We start from the raw sequence: 16,836 nt of genomic DNA, 5'->3' as shown, positions 1-16,836 counted from the left end.
GGCGCCGACACAGAAGAGCGCCGTGTGGCGCGTACTCTCCCTTGCCGTGGCTGGACCGCATTGAGGCGGTCGAAATTGCGAATCACGGAGTTACGGGCGCGTGCCGAGACTCCGGAAGGTTTCGCATTTCGCATGTCAATTTCCAGTTCTGACCACACCGTCATGCCCGAGAGCGTCGACAACGCCGAGCTCGCTGAGCTCGCCGAGGCCGTAGTGGCCCAGGCTTCGCAGGCATCCCAGGCGGCTCAGGCCGAGGTGACCGTCGCCGACACCACCCCCGTCGCCGACACCACCGCTGTCACGATCACGACCCCCGTCACCGTCGTGGACGTCGTCGAGGCCGAGGCACTGGCCGAGGCATCCGCCGAGGTCGCCGACGCCAAGGCATCCGCCGACGCCTCCGACGTGCAGGCCGGCGACGACGAGGCCGAGGCCGACGCCGAGCCGACCGTCACCTTCGGCTCGCTCGGACTGCCCGAGGGCATCGTCCGCAAGCTCGCCCAGAACGGTGTGACCGCCCCCTTCCCGATCCAGGCGGCGACCATCCCGGACGCCCTGGCCGGCAAGGACATCCTCGGCCGCGGCCGTACGGGCTCCGGCAAGACCCTCTCCTTCGGTCTGCCGACCCTGGCCGCGCTGGCCGGCGGCTTCACCGAGAAGAAGAAGCCCCGCGCCGTCATCCTCACCCCGACCCGTGAGCTCGCGATGCAGGTCGCGGACGCGCTCCAGCCGTACGGCGATGTGCTCGGCCTGAAGATGAAGGTCGTCTGCGGCGGTACGTCGATGGGCAACCAGATCTACGCGCTGGAGCGCGGTGTCGACGTCCTCGTCGCCACCCCGGGCCGGCTGCGCGACATCATCAACCGGGGCGCCTGCTCCCTGGAGAACGTCCAGGTCGCCGTCCTCGACGAGGCCGACCAGATGTCCGACCTGGGCTTCCTGCCCGAGGTCACCGAGCTGCTCGACCAGATCCCCGGCGGCGGCCAGCGCATGCTCTTCTCCGCCACCATGGAGAACGAGATCGGCACCCTGGTCAAGCGCTACCTGACCAACCCGGTGAGCCACGAGGTCGACAGCGCCCAGGGCAACGTCTCGACCATGTCGCACCACGTCCTCGTCGTGAAGCCGAAGGACAAGGCGCCGGTCACGGCCGCCATCGCCGCCCGCAAGGGCCGCACGATCATCTTCGTCCGTACCCAGCTGGGTGCCGACCGCATCGCCGAGCAGCTCATCGACTCCGGTGTGAAGGCGGACGCGCTGCACGGCGGTATGACGCAGGGCGCCCGTACCCGCGTTCTGGAGGACTTCAAGAAGGGCTACGTCAACGCCCTGGTCGCCACCGACGTCGCCGCCCGCGGTATCCACGTCGACGGCATCGACCTGGTCCTGAACGTGGACCCGGCCGGTGACCACAAGGACTACCTGCACCGCTCGGGCCGTACCGCCCGTGCCGGCAAGTCCGGTGTCGTCGTCTCGCTGGCGCTTCCGCACCAGCGCCGCCAGATCTTCCGCCTGATGGAGGACGCGGGCGTCGACGCCTCGCGCCACATCGTCCAGGGCGCGGGCGTCTTCGAGCCGGAGGTCGCCGAGATTACCGGCGCCCGCTCGCTGACCGAGGTCCAGGCCGACTCCGCGAACAACGCCGCCAAGCAGGCCGAGCGCGAGGTCGCCGACCTGACCAAGCAGCTGGAGCGCGTCCAGCGTCGTGCCGGTGAGCTGCGCGAGGAGGCCGACCGCCTGGTCGCCCGCGCCGCACGCGAGCGGGGCGACGACCCGGAGGCGGCGGTGGCCGAGGTCACCGCCGAGGCGGAGGCCGCGATCGAGGCCGCCGTGTCCGTGCCGGAGCAGCCCGTCGTGCGCGAGGAGCGCCGTGACGAGCGCGGCAACTACGAGCGCCGCGACAACCGCCGTGACGACCGCGGCGGCGACCGCGGTGGATACCGCGGCGGCAACGACCGCGGTGGCGACCGGGGCGGCTTCCGTTCCGGTGGCGGTGACCGTCGTGATGACCGTGGTGGCGACCGTGGTGGTCGTTCGTTCGAGCGTCGGGACAACGACCGTCCGTCGTTCAGCCGTGACCGTCGTGACGACCGCCCCTCGGGTGGCTTCCGTTCCGGTGGCAGCGACCGTCGTGATGACCGTGGTGGCGACCGTGGTGGTCGTTCGTTCGAGCGTCGGGACAACGACCGTCCGTCGTTCAGCCGTGACCGTCGTGACGACCGCCCGTCCGGTGGCTTCCGTTCCGGTGGCAGCGACCGTCGTGATGACCGTGGTGGCGACCGTGGTGGTCGTTCGTTCGAGCGTCGGGACAACGACCGTCCGTCGTTCAGCCGTGACCGCCGTGACGACCGCCCGTCCGGTGGCTTCCGCTCCGGCGGCAGCGACCGTCCGTTCAACCGTGACCGTCGCGACGACCGCCCCTCGGGCGGCTTCCGCTCCGGCGGCAGCGACCGTCCGACCGGCCGCCGTGATGACCACCGTGGCGCCAACACCGGCACCAACACCGGTTCGTTCGGCCGCCGCGACGACAAGCCGCGCTGGAAGCGCAACGGCTGATCGCGTATCGCTGACCTGCTGAGCCGCGGCTCGGCAGCTCGGCCGACCTGCTGAAGCGGGCCCGTCCTTCACGGACGGGCCCGCTTTCTTTTCCTTTCCCACACAAGCGGAACAGCTGTTAATATCCGGCGACTTGTCTGGGGGGTGCGGACAGGCACGCGCATGCGGGGCGGGGCCGGGGGGCCTGCGGCTTCCGGTCCACGGACGGGCGTGCCGACCGGCCGATCGTTGCCTGATTCATCGTTCTCGTGGTGTTCACGGCGGCTGCCGTTCTCGTCGCGTCCGTCGCGTCCGGCGTGTCCACCGCGTTCGCCGTGTCGGGCCGCGCGATGCCGCACACCCCCTTGACTTCTTCCGGAAGAGGGGGCTCTTTTCGTGGTTCGACATCCACGTGGCGGCACGGCGCTGGTGACTCTGGTGGTGCTCGCGGCCGGGGCCGGTGCGGCGCCGAACGCCGGTGCGGCCGGCGCCGTCGTCTCCGTCCCCGCCGCCGTCGCACCCGCCGACATCACGATTCCGGTGGAGATGCGTACGACACCGGGCGTCAGCAGCGTGATGAACGCGGGGCCGACGGGCTTCCTCCACCTCAGCGCCGGTCCGGGCGAACGCCGGCTGGAGTGGACGACGTACGACGGATCGAGGACCCGGCCGGTCGACGCGCGCGGCAACGATCCGCAGGTCGACCCGGTCGAGTTCTTCGGCAGCGGTTCGGACACGGTGGCGCTGCCGGCCGTCGGAGGCGGCGATGTCTCGCTGCGTGCCATGCCCGGCGCCGACCAGACGAGGGTCACCGTCCCGTCCGGCCAGCGCTACGTCATGACGGTCGGCGAGACGGTCGTCACCCAGGTCGGGTCCCGGCCCGGCGGGCCCGCGACCGGGCTGCATCTGCTGACCGCGGACGGCACCACCACCGTGGACCGTCCGGTGACGGGAGTGCCCGACGGCGCGGAGATCGACAGCGGGCAACGGGCCGGGGCGCGGGGATTCCTGCGCGCTGTCAGGGTGCCCGGCGAGGAGCGGGACAGATACGGGTGGGTGGACCTGGCCACGGCACATATGACCCTCCTGCCCGAGGACACGTCCGGGACGCCCGTGGTCGCCGGGAACCGCGTGGTGGTCCATGGGCCGGAGAACGGCGTACGCCTCTATGAGGCGGGGAAGTTCGACGACTCGTTCAAGGTGGTCAGGATGCCGGGGAGGTCGGCGGTGATCCTCGGCGCGGTGGGCGACTCGCTCATCGTCGCCCGGCACGATCCCGCCTACGGTCCCAAGAAGATGGACGCCGCCCAGTGGCGTATCTCCGCGGCGCCCTTCGACGGCTCGCCGGAGCGCGAACTCCTGGCCCGCGCGGTCAAGGACCGGCTGGTGACGCGCCCGGACGGCGGGATGGTCGTCATGGGCGGGGCATCCGCCCTGGACTACGGATTCCAGGCCATCACGGCGCTGCCCTCCGGTGAGGTGCGCGTGGCCAAGGCGCTCCCGATCGCCCCCGTGCCGATGGCCACCCAGCGCCTGCTGGTGGACGACGGGCAGGTCACCTCGGTCGAGTACGGGGACGAGCGCACGGCGGCCTACACGTACGGGCTCACCTCCACGGCCCCGGGCCATGGGCCCCGTACGGACCGCGGAAGCCTCCAGGGCAGCCTGAAGACCTGCGGCGGCATGCAAACGTACTGCCCCGAACTCGTGGCCACCGGCGACGGGCGTCTCGTCCATGTCAGCGCCACACCGGACTGGCACGGAGCGCTCTCCGTGGTGGACGGCAAGGGGACCTTCCCGGGCGTGCAGTGGCCGACCGGCCTCGTGGCCGCCCCGGGCGGCAGCATCGACGGAGCCCTCGTCCGGGGCGCCTCCGGAAACCTCGTCCTGGTCAGGGGCAGGCCGAAGGACAACGCCCCGCAGAGGCTGCGGGTCATCGACATCGACAACGGCACCGTCGTCCGCGACGAGCCCGACACTCCCGCGGCCCTGTGGGGCGACACTCTGTGGACGTCCGCCCCGCCGGTCGCGGGGAAGCTGACGCTGACGGCGCGGCAGGTGCGCACCGGGGCGAAACTGACGACGGCGACCGTCGGCAGCGGCTGCACCGACGTGAGCGGCATCCAGGCGGTGGGGGAGTGGCTGTTCTGGCGGTGCTACGTCCCCGGCGCCCTGCACGAGGCCGCCGGGGTGTACAACACGCGCACCCGGCAGCACACCTCGCTCGACCCGATCGCCCAGTACGGTGAGGCCCGGCTGGGACAGGGGGCCGTACTGGTGGCGGACGGCGGCCAGGTCACCCGGTACGACGTGCGGGGGGCCACGGCCGTGCGGTATCCGCTCGGTTCCGGACGCCTGCCCTCGCTCGACGTCCGCACCGGAGACATCGCCTTCCGGGCAAACAGCGGAATCCGGGTGCTGCGCGCCGGGGCCCCGGTCCCCCCGCTCACCTCCCCGTACAGCGTGGTGACGGCGACGGCCGAGACGGACGCCACTCCCGTCGCCTGGCGCGGCCAGTGGTGGCTGTCCAGGCCCGTGGGGTCCTGGACCCTCGATCTCCGGAGCAGGGCGACCGGCCGTACGGTGGCCACCCGCTCGGGCGGAGCGGCCGACCACTCCCTCGCCGCGTCCTGGGACGGCCGTACGGCGGCGGGCGGCCTGCTGCCCAACGGGGCGTACACCTGGACCCTGACCGCGCGTCCGGCGGACGGCGCGGGGGCCGCGGCGGTGACGACCGGGGCGATCCGGCTGACCGGCGGGTCCGCGGTGCTCCGCGACCACTCGGGCGACGGTTTCGCGGACGTGCTGACACTGAACTCCAAGGGCTCGTTCACGCTGCAACGCGGCGACGGGGCGGGGAAGTTCTCCGGGAAGACCAGCGGTTCGGGCTGGCCGGCGTCCGCCCTCGCGGTTCCCTTCGGCGATCTCGACAACGACCGGTGCAACGACGTGCTGGTACGGATGCCGGACGGCGCGCTGCGCGGCTATCGGCCCGGCTGCGGGAAGGCGCTGACGCCGAAGTCCCCGTACACGAAGCTGGGCACGGGATTCCAGGCGTACCGGACGCTCACCTCCCCCGGTGACCTGACCGGCGACGGGCGGGCCGATCTGCTGGGCTGGAAGAAGACGACCGGGGATGTGTACCTGTTCCCGGCGAGGAGCAACGCGACCCTGGCCCCGGGCCGCAAGATCCGCTCGAAGTGGACGTACACCAGGATCGTGGGTGTGGGCGACCTGAACGGTGACGGGCACGGCGATCTGCTGGCCACGGACAAGTCGAAGAACGTGTGGCGCTACTACGGCAAGGCCTCGGGCCAGTTCGGCTCCCGGGTGCTGATCGCCAAGAACTGGGGTGCCTCGTACGACGCGGTCGTCGGCGTCGGGGACATCAGCGGCGACGGCAAGGCCGACCTCCTCACCAGGGACACGTCCGGCCGGCTGTTCCGCGTCAACGGCAAGGGCAACGGGACATTCGGCGGGCGGACGCAGATCGCGTCCGGCTGGCAGGTGTACAAGGGCGTGTTCTAGAGGCTCGTCCGCCAGGGATCGCAGGACAGCGTTCGGAGCCTTCGGCCGGCCCCGTCCCGTCCACCCCGAAGGGGCGGGGCCGGCCGGGACATGCCGGGGCAGGGCCCGGGGCCCGCGGTACGCGGTACGCATGTCGTGCCCCCGGTGAGGGAATCGCTGGGGGCATGACAAACGACTCACCCGCGCCACAGGCGGGACCACCGGGACCGTCCACGTCATCCGCCTCGTCCGAACCACTCGTACCGTCCGCGTCGCCGCCCCCGTCCGGACCGCCTTCCCCCGGATCGCCGCCCCCGTCCGGACCGCCCTCCCCCGGATCGCCGCCTTCCCCCGGATCGGACGAGGCGCGGCTGGCCGAACTCGGCTACACCCAGGTCCTGGCCCGCCGGATGTCGGCCTTCTCCAACTACGCCGTCTCGTTCACGATCATCTCGGTGCTCTCCGGCTGTCTGACGCTGTATCTGTTCGGGATGAACACCGGCGGACCCGCCGTCATCACCTGGGGCTGGGTCGGGGTCGGCCTGATGACGCTGTTCGTCGGGCTGGCGATGGCGGAGATCTGTTCGGCGTACCCGACCTCCGCGGGCCTGTACTTCTGGGCCCACCGCCTCGCCCCGCCGCGCTCGGCGGCGGCCTGGGCGTGGTTCACGGGCTGGTTCAACGTGCTCGGGCAGGTCGCGGTCACCGCCGGGATCGACTTCGGGGCGGCGTCCTTCCTCGGGGCGTATCTGAACCTCCAGTTCGGCTTCGAAGTCACGCCCGGCCGGACGATCCTGCTCTTCGCCGCGATCCTCGTGCTGCACGGCCTCCTCAACACGTTCGGCGTCGGCATCGTGGCGTTCCTCAACAGCGTCAGCGTCTGGTGGCACGTCGTCGGTGTGGCCGTCATCGTCGGCGCCCTGACCTTCGTACCGGACTCGCACCGGTCGGCGTCGTACGTGTTCACCGAGTTCGTCAACAACACGGGGTGGGGCAGCGGCTTCTACGTCGTGATGATCGGCCTGCTGATGGCCCAGTACACCTTCACCGGCTACGACGCCTCGGCGCACATGACGGAGGAGACGCACGACGCCGCCGTGGCCGGGCCGCGCGGCATCGTCCAGTCCATCTGGACCTCCTGGATCGCCGGGTTCGTCCTCCTGCTCGGCTTCACCTTCGCCATCCAGTCGTACGAGGGCGCCCTCAAGTCCCCGACCGGCGCCCCGCCCGCCCAGATCCTGCTGGACGCCCTCGGCGCCACCACCGGCAAACTCCTGCTGCTGGTCGTGATCGGGGCCCAGCTCTTCTGCGGCATGGCCTCGGTCACCGCGAACAGCCGCATGATCTACGCCTTCTCCCGCGACGGCGCCCTCCCGTTCTCCCGCGTCTGGCACACGGTCAGCCCGCGCACCCGGACCCCCGTCGCGGCGGTCTGGCTGGCCGCACTGGGAGCCCTGGCCCTCGGCCTCCCGTACCTGATCAACGTCACCGCGTACGCCGCCGTCACCTCCATCGCGGTGATCGGCCTCTACATCGCGTACGTCATCCCCACCCTGCTCCGCCTCCTGCGCGGCGACGACTTCGCCCGGGGCCCCTGGCACCTCGGCCGCTGGTCCCGTCCGATCGGCATCGTCGCGGTGGCCTGGGTCGTGATCATCACGGTGCTGTTCATGCTGCCCCAGGTGTCCCCGGTCACCTGGGAGACCTTCAACTACGCCCCGATCGCGGTCCTGGTGGTGCTCGGCTTCGCGGCGACGTGGTGGCTGGCCTCGGCCAGGCACTGGTTCCTGAAACCCGCCGGCACCGCCGGGCCCGCTGCCACCAGTGGCAGCCCCGACGCCCCTGCCACTTCCGGCAGCCTCGACGCCCCTGCCACACCCGAGAGCCCCGGCGCACCTGCCACCCCCGGCAGCCCCGGCGTCTCCGGAACCACCGGCAGCGGTGATGCCCCGGATCACCGGCGCACGATCCCCCACGAATCCCCGCAGTGACCCCATCCTGACCGCCCTCCGACCGGGACGACAGCCCCCGGCACCCGATACCGGATCGGCTGCCGGGCTCCCGGGGGCTATGCTCGGGGGTGATGTGCCAGGGGCCGTTAGCTCAATTGGTCAGAGCAGCGGACTTTTAATCCGTTGGTTGTGGGTTCGAGTCCCACACGGCCTACCGAGCGCAGGGGAGGGGCAACCCTCTGAACTGCGGTGGGGCGCCCCGATCGGTTTCGGCCGGGCGGGGCGCTCCGTCGTAGCTCATCTCGGTGCCGGCCCCGGTGGCGTGCGGAAGTACGCGAGGGAAAAGAGCTACGCCTCGGCTCCGAGGCTTCCGGCGCTGATGGTCCCTCGTAGGACGTGGGCGATCTCCTCGGGCTTGAGGTCGATGCCGTCGAGCCCCTCCATGGTCAGCGGGACCTCATCCAGCGCGTACTCGCCGCGGCCTTCGGCGCTGAACTCGGGTCCGGTGCGGTCGTCGAAGGACCAGGTCGTGATGCGGGCGAGGTAGAAGAGCTGGCGCTCGTCGTCGGACTCCATCGTGTGGAGGAGGCGGATGATGTCGGCCTTCCCCGCGATCTCTTCGTGGATCTCCCGGTGGAGGGCGGCCTCCCGGGACTCGTCGCTGGGTTCGACGCCGCCGCCGGGCAGGACCCAGTATTCGGGGATGCCGGGCCTGGTGCGGCGGATGACCAGCATCGTGTCGTCTGCGGTGACGAGGACGGCACGGACTCGTTCGATCATTTCCCTTTTTCTCCTTGCTTGTTGATGGTCTCAGTGCAGCAGCCGGCCGCCGTCGACGTGGACGGACTGCCCCGTGATGAACGAGGCGGAGGGGCCCACGAGAGCGGCCGCTGCACCACCCGCCCCACCATCTTGGGGATCCTCGTAGAGGGTGCCGGGCCTCGCGCGTCGGTGTGCAGGATTCGGCGGGTGGGCTGACGTCCGTGTCGGATTTCTGCCGGAAGTCCGGCAGCAATCGGTGTTTGACTGCGTGCATGATCAGTACACAGGCGGACAAGGCCTGCCTCTTCCGCTCCCTGCACACCCCGGCCGCGCCTCTCGCGCTCGCCAATGCCTGGGATGTCGCGAGTGCCCGGGTCATCGAGGACGCAGGCGCCTCGGCGATCGCCACGACCAGTGCCGGCGTCGCCTGGTCGCTGGGTTCTCCGGACGGTGACGTCCTCGCCCGGGACCGGGCGCTGGAGCTGATCGGCCGGATCGCCGCCGCCGTCTCGGTTCCGGTCACCGCCGATATCGAGGGCGGGTACGGCGACGACGCGGGCGGCGTCGCCGAGACCGTCGTCGGGGTGCTCGCGGCGGGTGCCGTCGGCGTCAATATCGAGGACGGCACCCGCTCCCCGGCCGAACTCGTCGAACGGCTGGCCTCGGCCCGGCGGGCCGCCGACGGGGTGGGGGTGGACCTGTTCCTCAACGCGCGGATCGACACCTTCCTGCTCGGGCTCGGCGCTCCCGACACCCGCCTTGAGGAAACCCTGTCCCGGGCGCACATGTACGTCGACGCCGGTGCGGACGGCATCTTCGTGCCCGGTGTTGCCGACGCCGACGTTGTCGCGGCCCTGGCCAGGGACATCTCCGTACCGCTGAACGTCATGGCCGGGCCCGGGAGCCCCGCTGTCGGTGAGCTCGGTGCCCTCGGCGTGGCTCGTGTCAGTCTTGGATCGGGCGTGGCACAGGCCGCCTACGGTGCCGCCCGTCGAGCCGCGCGGGATCTCTTCGGCTCCGGCGGATACGGGTCCCTCGCCGAAGGCGTGGCCTTTCCGGAACTCAACGCGCTGCTCTCGGACTCCCGCTGACTGACCGGGTGACCGACTCGGTCCGGGCTGGGCGACGGCCAGGTGTCGTGTGTGCAGCCGCTCATCACCCCGGACGCGGCCGGTTCGTCATCCGGCCGGGATGTCCGCAGGGGCGACGCGGTCCACCGCACGCCCTGTCCTCTGCGCACCCGATCCCTTGCGGGCCGGGGCGATTGACTGTCCGTCCGATCGGTCGAGGTCGCATCCGCCGGATACGCTGGCCGGTCCGATCTGTCGAAGGAGACTCATGGACATAGTGGTGACCCTGGTTCTGGGCGTTCTCGGAGCGGCGGTCTACCTGCTGCCGTCCCTGATCGCCTTCAACCGCCGGACGGAGAACCGGTGGTTGGTCCTGGTCATCAACGTGCTCTTCGGCGCGACGTTCCTGGGTTGGGTGCTGGCGCTCTTCCTGGCCCTGCGCAAGGCCAAGGTGCCCACCACGGCGTGACTCCGGTGCCGCCCCGCGTGCCACGGGCGAAACGAGAACAGCCCCTCCCGCGTGTCCGGGAGGGGCTGTTCTCTGTGCGCCGGGGGTGAGTTGAGTGCCCTTGGGTGTCCGGAATCCGTCTCGGCCGCCGCCTTGCGGCCCTATGCTTCTACAGGCGTGTAGATGAAGTCCGGGACGGCTCGGACTTCCTGCTTCGCCGTGCGCGCGAGCAGGCCGGTCGTCGGCCGATCGCCGTGCCGGAACCGTCGCGCGCACCATCCATCCGCACTCCGTAGGAGGACCGTCATGGCTTCGATCGACCTGGACAAGGTGCTGGACAAGGCGTGGGCGGACAAGGGCCTGCCGGAGATCCTCGCCGCCCCCGTGTCCGCGCTGAGGGGGGTCTCGGACCGGGACGGCGAGCTGCTTCAGGAGGCGTTCGGCGTCACGTCGGTCGCCGATCTGGCCGACCTGAAGTACGCGCGCTGGGCGCAGGCGCTGGCCGCCCTGGACACGGCCTCCAAGTAGGCGGCGCGGGAAACCGCACGCAGAGAAAGAAGGAGTGAACGCCACGATGGTGTTCAAACGGCTGCTCGGCTCGCTCGGTGTGGGCGGGCCCACGGTGGACACGGTTCTCGACGCGGGCGCGGTGCTGCCCGGCGGCAGCCTTGCCGGGCAGGTCCATCTCAGGGGCGGCGACGCCGACTTCACCATTGAGGGGATCACCCTGGAGCTGGTCGCCAGGGTGGAGGCCGAGCACGAGGACGGTGAGCACGAGGGCGTCGTGGTCTTCGACCGCGTCGCCGTCGGCGGGAACTTCCGCCTCGCCGCGGGGGAGGAGCGCAGCGTTCCCTTCGGCATGACGCTGCCGTGGGAGACACCCGTCACCGAACTCCACGGCCAGCAGCTCGGGGTCGTCCTCGGTGTGCGTACCGAACTGTCGGTGGCGGGGGCCAGGGACAAGGGCGACCTGGACCCGCTCGCGGTGCGTCCGCTGCCGGTGCAGGAGGCCGTGCTCGAAGCCTTCGGGCAGAGCGGCTTCGGCTTCAGGTCCGCCGATCTGGAGCTGGGGCGGATCCGCGGTACCGACCAGCGGCTGCCCTTCTACCAGGAGGTCGAGCTCACGCCCCCGGCGCGCTACGCGCACGCCCTCAACGAGATCGAGGTGACCTTCCTCGCGCACCCGGGCGGGATGGAGGTGATCCTGGAGGCGGACAAGCGCGGTGGCCTCTTCACCGAGGGACAGGACGTGATCACCCGGTTCACCGTGAGCCACCAGGATGTCGGTCACCGTGACTGGAACGCCGAGATCGATGCCTGGATGAGCAGGCTGGTGGAGCACCGGGAGTCGTACGGTTCCCACGGGGCGTACGGGCACCAGGATCCGTACCGGGGCGGCCGGTTCGGCGACGCCGGACATCAGCACGGTGAGCGTCACCATGGCGAGGAGCACGGCCGGCGCTCCGGACCGGGTATGGGCACGGTCGTGGCGGCGGGGGCGGCCGGACTCGCCGTCGGCGTCGTCGGCGGAATGGTCGCGGCGGAGGTCGTCGACGAGGTCGGCGACTTCTTCGAAGGCGACGAGGAAGAGGACGACGAGGGCTGAGGCCGTTTCGTCGCCCCTGATAGCTTCTACGTAAATGTAGAAAAATCGGTCGTCCGGGCGCTCCGTCCGGTCCGGACGGCCCTACACATACGGAGTTCTCATGGCCCTGTGGGACCGTTTCAAGGAATCTGCGTCGACGATGCAGACCCAGCTCATGGCGAAGAAGAACGACCTGAAGAGCGGCGCGTTCCGGGACGCCAGCATGGCGATGTGCGCGCTCGTCTCCGCCGCGGACGGCTCCGTCGACCCGTCCGAGCGGCAGCGCGTCGCCCAGCTCATCGCGTCCAACGAAGTGCTCCAGAACTTCCCCGCGGACGACCTTCAGCGCCGCTTCGACGACAACCTCAACAAGCTCGCCGCCGACTTCGCCTTCGGCAAGGTCAGCGTGATGCAGGAGATCGCCAAGGCGAAGAAGAAGCCTGCGGAGGCGCGTGCCGTCATCCAGATCGGCATCGTCATCGGGGGCGCCGACGGCGACTTCGACAAGGACGAGCAGGCGATCGTCCGCGAGGCGTGCTTCGCGCTCGATCTGCCGCCGCACGAGTTCGACCTGTAGGCACCGGAGAGCCGGGAGGCCGGGGGTTCGGGGCCGGCAGGCCCAGGGGCCGGGACGCCGCAGGCCCCGTAGCTGGGGAGGCCTGTATGGCCGTCGCGCCGCCTGTTCCGGCCCCGCACCGGTTACAGCCGTCTGTTCCGGCCCCGCACCGGTTACATCGGTGTCGCCGCGTGCAGGACGAGATAGAGCGTGATGGCCGAATTCGCGGAGGACAGCGCCGATACGGTCGTGCCCGCCGCCGCTCCCCAGGCGGCCAGCCCCACCGTGGTGAACACGGAGGGCCATACGCGTGCGGCGGGGGCCGGCCCGAGCAGGGCGGCCATCCGCCGCGGCACCGGCCCGACCGCCGCGAAACCCGCGAGCGTGGGGATGGGCGCGCCGCGTGAGATCAAGGCCGTCTTGCCGATCGCGCGGGCCACGGTGCGCCGGCTGCCGACCGCCGCGGCCGCGTCCTCGTCCGCCCACCGTTCCGCCGTGTAGATCACGGCGGTGCGCAGCGGCCGCAGAAACGGGTTGGCCCGCGCGGCGATCTGCACGGCCAGCAGGAAGCGGTGGTGCCGGCCGGACAGATGGGCACGCTCATGGGCGAACAGGGCCCGGCGCTCCGGGGCGCTCAGACCGGCCAGCATGCCGGTCGTCACCACGATCCGGTCGCGCCGTCCGCCCGGCAGCGCGTACGCGTACGGCGTCTCGTCCGGCAGCACCACCACCGGCCTCGGGGGCAGCCACGCCAGTGCCTGGCCGGCCCGGCGCCGTACGCGATGGTGCCGCCACACCGTCCGCGCGCACGAGGCGAGCACGGCGATCAGGGCGGGGATGGCCACCTTGCCCGCCACCTCGTCGTACGGCAGTGCCTCGCGCACCTCCGGATCCGACCAGGCGTCCGGCAACGGGTTGCCCGGCAGCTGCGCCGTACCGACGACCATCAGCAGCGCGAGACACAGCGTGCTGCACACCGCGAGGACTGCGGCGACCGCCGTCAGCAGCAGGGTGGCGGCGCGCGGATGCAGATGCTGCTCGGCCAGGCGCGCGATGGGCCACGCGCTCAGGGGCAGGACGAGCGGCAGGAAGACGAACACGCCCATGTCGGTCAGTCTTCCGCGTCGTCGGCCGCCTCGGCGAGCAGGCCGCGCAGCAGCTCCTCGTCCCCCGGGGACAGGGTGGTGACGAAACTGGCCAGGACCGCCTCGCGGTCCGACTCCCCGTCCAGCACCTTGCGCATCCGCAGTGCCGCGAGCCCGGCCTCGTCGGCGGCCGGTGTCCAGGCGAAGGACCGGCCGGTCCGCTCACGGGCCACCGCGCCCTTGGCGTGCAGACGCGTGAGGATGGTGATCACGGTGGTGTACGCGAGGTCGCCGGTGAGCCGTTCCTGCACCCAGGCGGCGTTCACCGGGCCCGGTGCCTGTCGCAGCGCCGCCAGCACCAGCGATTCCAGCTCTCCCTGGCCACGGCGGCGGGGATGCCGGACGGCACCGTCCTGGTTCCGGTCGGTCATGCCGTCTCCCTCCCGCCTCGTGGCCCGCACACCGCTGCGGGGCGGTTCATCGTACTGGCCGGAAGCGCCCCGTACCGGCCGACAGCTCTCCCCCTGTTTTCTACAGTCCTGTAGATTTCGAGACTGTTACCGGGACCCGGGCAACGGACCCGGCTCCTTTGCACGGCACATACGCGGGATAGGGGTACGACATGGGTGTCAGCCTGGCCAAGGGCGGCAACGTCTCGCTCACCAAGGAGGCCCCGGGGCTGACGGCCGTACTGGTCGGTCTCGGCTGGGACGTCCGCACGACCACCGGCACCGACTACGACCTCGACGCCAGCGCCCTGCTCGTCGACGAGGCCGGGAAGGTCCTCTCCGACCAGCACTTCGTCTTCTTCAACAACCTCACCAGCCCGGACGGCTCGGTCGAGCACACCGGCGACAACCTGACCGGCGAGGGTGAGGGCGACGACGAGGTCATCAAGGTCAACCTGGCCGCCGTACCCGCCGATGTGGCGAAGATCGTCTTCCCGGTGTCGATCCATGACGCCGAGAGCCGCGGCCACAGTTTCGGCCAGGTGCGCAACGCCTTCATCCGCGTGGTCAACCAGGCGGGTGGCGCCGAACTCGCCCGCTACGACCTGTCCGAGGACGCCGCCACCGAGACCGCCATGGTCTTCGGCGAGCTGTACCGCAACGGTGCCGAGTGGAAGTTCCGCGCCGTCGGCCAGGGGTACGCGAGCGGGCTCGCCGGTATCGCCAAGGACTTCGGCGTCAATGTCTGACCTGTTGTAGCGGGCAGCGAGCCGAAGGGCGCGGGGCGCCGGACGCGGGGTGCGGGCCCACGCTTCCGGCGCCCTCGTTCCGTACGGCCCCAGCCCCCGCAGCTGTCCTGTGCGTCCCGTGCGTCCTGCGCGTCTCGTACATCTCGTGCGTCTCGTCCTTCACGGCCACTTCAAGAGAGCGGATCCCGGTGTTCGGAATCAGCGAACTCGCCATACTCCTGATCGTCGTCCTGATCGTCATCGGCGCGAAGAAACTCCCGGACCTGGCCCGCAACGCGGGCAAGGCGGCGCGCATCCTCAAGAGCGAGGCCAAGGCGATGAAGTCCGAGGGCTCCGCCACCGGCCCGCAAGCGCAGCGGACAGCCCCCGGCGTCATCCGGGCCCAGCCGGTGGACGGTGCCGGCGTGCGGCCGGGTGACGGTACGGGCGGCGGACCTGCCCGGCCCGTCTGAACCTGTCAGCATCACCCGTACGAAGTCCATGCGTACGAAGCCCATCCGAACCAACGAAGAGGCGGCACATGTCCGTAAACCTGACCAAGGGTCAGCAGATCAGCCTCAGCAAGTCCGACGGCGGCGCCCTGACCGTCGTACGGATGGGACTGGGCTGGAAGGCCGCGGCGCGCAAGGGGTTCCTCGCCCGGCTCACCGCCCGCGAGATCGACCTGGATGCCTCGGCGGTGCTCTTCGCCGAGAAGCAGCCGGTGGACGTCGTCTTCTTCCAGCATCTGGTGAGTGACGACGGTTCCGTACGCCACACCGGGGACAACCGTGTCGGCGGTGCGGGGCAGGGCGGCGACGACGAGTCGATCGTCGTGGACCTTCAGCGCGTCCCCGTCCACATCGACCAGATCGTCTTCACCGTGAACTCCTTCACCGGCCAGACCTTCGAAGAGGTCGACAACGCCTTCTGCCGGCTGGTCGACGAGACCAACGGGCAGGAACTGGCCCGTTACACCCTCACCGGAGGCGGCCGTCACACCGCCCAGATCATGGCCAAGGTGCGGCGCAGCGGTACCGGCTGGGAGATGGCGGCCATCGGAAGCCCGGCGAACGGCCGTACCTTCCAGGACCTCATGCCTTCGCTCACGCCTCACCTGTAGAGCATCGGATGCGAGGCCTCGGCGGTGAAGCCTCAGGTGTGAACCCCCGCCTCTGAAGCCTCACCTCGTATCTACGGCCTCTTCTGTGACGAGGCGGGGGTGGCGGTCCGTGGGGTCGGTCAGGCCCCGGCCACCTGGTTGCGGAGCGTTCCGATGCCCTCCACCTCCACCTCCACCACGTCGCCGGGGCGCAGGAAGCTGTCGGAGAACAATCCGGCGCCGCTCGGCGAACCGGTGCAGATCACGTCGCCCGGTTCGAGGGTCAGATAGTGCGAGAGGTACGAGATCAGCTCGGGCAGCCGGTGGATGAAGCTGCTGGTCCGGTCGTCCTGGCGGGGTTCGCCGTTGACCCGGGTGCGCAGCCGCAGGTCGAGCGGCTCACCGAACTCGTCCGGGGTCACCAGGCACGGGCCGAGGGGCTTGAACGTGTCGAAGCTCTTGGCGACGCCGATGGAGGCGGTCGGGTCCCCGGACATCGCACGGCGCTGGATGTCCCGGGCGGTCACGTCGTTGGTGATCGTCAGACCCGCGAGATGCTGTCCGGCGTCGGCGGCGGACACGGCTGTCGCGGTGCGTCCGATGACCGCGGCCACCTCGCCCTCGTAGTCGACCCGGGTCGCCGCGACCGCCGGGAGCACGATGTCGGCGCCGGGCGCGATCACGGCGGAGCCCGCCACGACCTGGAAGTTCGGCTCCTCGGGGAGGGCGAGAGGACCCCGCCCCATGGCGGCGATCATCTCCAGCGCCTCCGTCGCGTGGCTGCGGTAGTTGAGGCCGACGATGAGCACCTTGCCCGGCCGGCCCACCGGTGCGTGCACCCTCACCCGGTCGAGCGGGGTGCGGCCGGTGACCGGCGCCGCCCCGGCCGCTTCGATGCCGGGGCCCCGCAGGAGCGTGTCCAGGTCCGCGAAGGGCAGATCGAGCAGGGACAGCTCTCCGGGACTGTCCTCCCTGGCGATGCCCAGATCGGTGCTGTACAGACGCATCACGAACCCCTTTGTCCGGCCGGCCGACACTCTTGTTTCAAAAGCAAGAG

14 protein-coding genes, 1 tRNA gene and 1 pseudogene are annotated in these 16,836 nt (G+C 70.8%); 12 read left to right on the top strand and 4 right to left on the bottom strand.

Translation table 11 applies throughout. From position 1 onward, the window contains the following. Nucleotides 1-162 precede the first annotated feature (162 nt). The 4 genes and pseudogenes from OHA98_RS37810 (at nucleotide 163) to OHA98_RS37795 (ending at nucleotide 8,208) form a co-directional block, all read left to right on the top strand. Complete coding sequence (locus tag OHA98_RS37810; RefSeq protein ID WP_266932410.1) at nucleotides 163-2,556, top strand: DEAD/DEAH box helicase; 2,394 nt, start codon at nucleotides 163-165, stop codon at nucleotides 2,554-2,556. A gap of 375 nt (nucleotides 2,557-2,931) precedes the next feature. Next, the gene (locus OHA98_RS37805) at nucleotides 2,932-6,063 is read left to right on the top strand and encodes an FG-GAP-like repeat-containing protein (RefSeq protein WP_266932409.1); all 3,132 of its coding nucleotides are present in this window, start codon (nucleotides 2,932-2,934) and stop codon (nucleotides 6,061-6,063) included. A gap of 164 nt (nucleotides 6,064-6,227) precedes the next feature. Next, a pseudogene (locus tag OHA98_RS37800) lies at nucleotides 6,228-7,838 on the top strand (amino acid permease); the annotation flags it as partial. Nucleotides 7,839-8,134: 296 nt separating this feature from the next. Then, nucleotides 8,135-8,208, top strand: a tRNA-Lys gene (locus tag OHA98_RS37795). Nucleotides 8,209-8,342: 134 nt separating this feature from the next. Here the strand turns inward: OHA98_RS37795 and OHA98_RS37790 are convergent. Beyond that, nucleotides 8,343-8,774: an NUDIX domain-containing protein gene (locus OHA98_RS37790; protein WP_266932407.1), complete on the bottom strand. Its 432-nt coding sequence runs from the start codon at nucleotides 8,772-8,774 to the stop codon at nucleotides 8,343-8,345. A 254-nt stretch (nucleotides 8,775-9,028) separates the two neighbouring features. Here OHA98_RS37790 and OHA98_RS37785 point away from each other — a divergent pair, with 254 nt between their 5' ends. The 5 genes from OHA98_RS37785 to OHA98_RS37765 all read left to right on the top strand — a co-directional run bounded on the left by OHA98_RS37785 (nucleotide 9,029) and on the right by OHA98_RS37765 (nucleotide 12,436). Next, nucleotides 9,029-9,847, top strand: a complete 819-nt coding sequence (locus OHA98_RS37785) for an isocitrate lyase/phosphoenolpyruvate mutase family protein (RefSeq protein ID WP_266932406.1) — start codon at nucleotides 9,029-9,031, stop codon at nucleotides 9,845-9,847. Between the two features lie 247 nt (nucleotides 9,848-10,094). Continuing rightward, entirely contained in the window at nucleotides 10,095-10,295 is a 201-nt protein-coding gene (locus OHA98_RS37780; RefSeq protein ID WP_266932404.1) for a superinfection immunity protein, read from the top strand. A 285-nt stretch (nucleotides 10,296-10,580) separates the two neighbouring features. Then, nucleotides 10,581-10,802, top strand: a complete 222-nt coding sequence (locus OHA98_RS37775) for a hypothetical protein (RefSeq protein ID WP_266932403.1) — start codon at nucleotides 10,581-10,583, stop codon at nucleotides 10,800-10,802. Between the two features lie 46 nt (nucleotides 10,803-10,848). Then, entirely contained in the window at nucleotides 10,849-11,880 is a 1,032-nt protein-coding gene (locus OHA98_RS37770) for a sporulation protein (protein WP_266932614.1), read from the top strand. 100 nt (nucleotides 11,881-11,980) lie between these two features. Then, on the top strand, nucleotides 11,981-12,436 hold the full coding sequence (locus OHA98_RS37765) for a tellurite resistance TerB family protein (RefSeq protein ID WP_266932402.1): 456 nt from the start codon (nucleotides 11,981-11,983) through the stop codon (nucleotides 12,434-12,436). 152 nt (nucleotides 12,437-12,588) lie between these two features. Here OHA98_RS37765 and OHA98_RS37760 read toward each other — a convergent pair whose 3' ends face one another. Both OHA98_RS37760 and OHA98_RS37755 read right to left on the bottom strand, forming a co-directional pair. Next, complete coding sequence (locus OHA98_RS37760) at nucleotides 12,589-13,521, bottom strand: M56 family metallopeptidase (protein WP_266932401.1); 933 nt, start codon at nucleotides 13,519-13,521, stop codon at nucleotides 12,589-12,591. 5 nt (nucleotides 13,522-13,526) lie between these two features. Then, nucleotides 13,527-13,931 (bottom strand): BlaI/MecI/CopY family transcriptional regulator, encoded by a 405-nt coding sequence (locus tag OHA98_RS37755; RefSeq protein ID WP_266932400.1) that lies wholly within the window; start codon nucleotides 13,929-13,931, stop codon nucleotides 13,527-13,529. 191 nt (nucleotides 13,932-14,122) lie between these two features. Here OHA98_RS37755 and OHA98_RS37750 point away from each other — a divergent pair, with 191 nt between their 5' ends. From OHA98_RS37750 to OHA98_RS37740, 3 genes are all read left to right on the top strand, one after another. Further along, nucleotides 14,123-14,698: a TerD family protein gene (locus OHA98_RS37750; RefSeq protein WP_266932399.1), complete on the top strand. Its 576-nt coding sequence runs from the start codon at nucleotides 14,123-14,125 to the stop codon at nucleotides 14,696-14,698. Between the two features lie 188 nt (nucleotides 14,699-14,886). Further along, complete coding sequence (locus OHA98_RS37745; RefSeq protein ID WP_266932398.1) at nucleotides 14,887-15,150, top strand: twin-arginine translocase TatA/TatE family subunit; 264 nt, start codon at nucleotides 14,887-14,889, stop codon at nucleotides 15,148-15,150. Between the two features lie 68 nt (nucleotides 15,151-15,218). Then, nucleotides 15,219-15,800, top strand: coding sequence for a TerD family protein (locus tag OHA98_RS37740; protein WP_266932397.1), 582 nt, complete (start codon nucleotides 15,219-15,221; stop codon nucleotides 15,798-15,800). 119 nt (nucleotides 15,801-15,919) lie between these two features. On the opposite strand, the gene OHA98_RS37735 is transcribed toward OHA98_RS37740, so the two are convergent. Continuing rightward, on the bottom strand, nucleotides 15,920-16,786 hold the full coding sequence (locus OHA98_RS37735; RefSeq protein ID WP_266932396.1) for a fumarylacetoacetate hydrolase family protein: 867 nt from the start codon (nucleotides 16,784-16,786) through the stop codon (nucleotides 15,920-15,922). Nucleotides 16,787-16,836: the final 50 nt, after the last annotated feature.

This window comes from Streptomyces sp. NBC_00654 (genome assembly GCF_026341775.1).
In the GTDB taxonomy this organism is placed as follows: Bacteria; Actinomycetota; Actinomycetes; order Streptomycetales; family Streptomycetaceae; genus Streptomyces.
The sequence above is the reverse complement of the archived record's forward strand: the minus strand, read 5'-3'. Positions and strand labels throughout refer to the sequence as shown.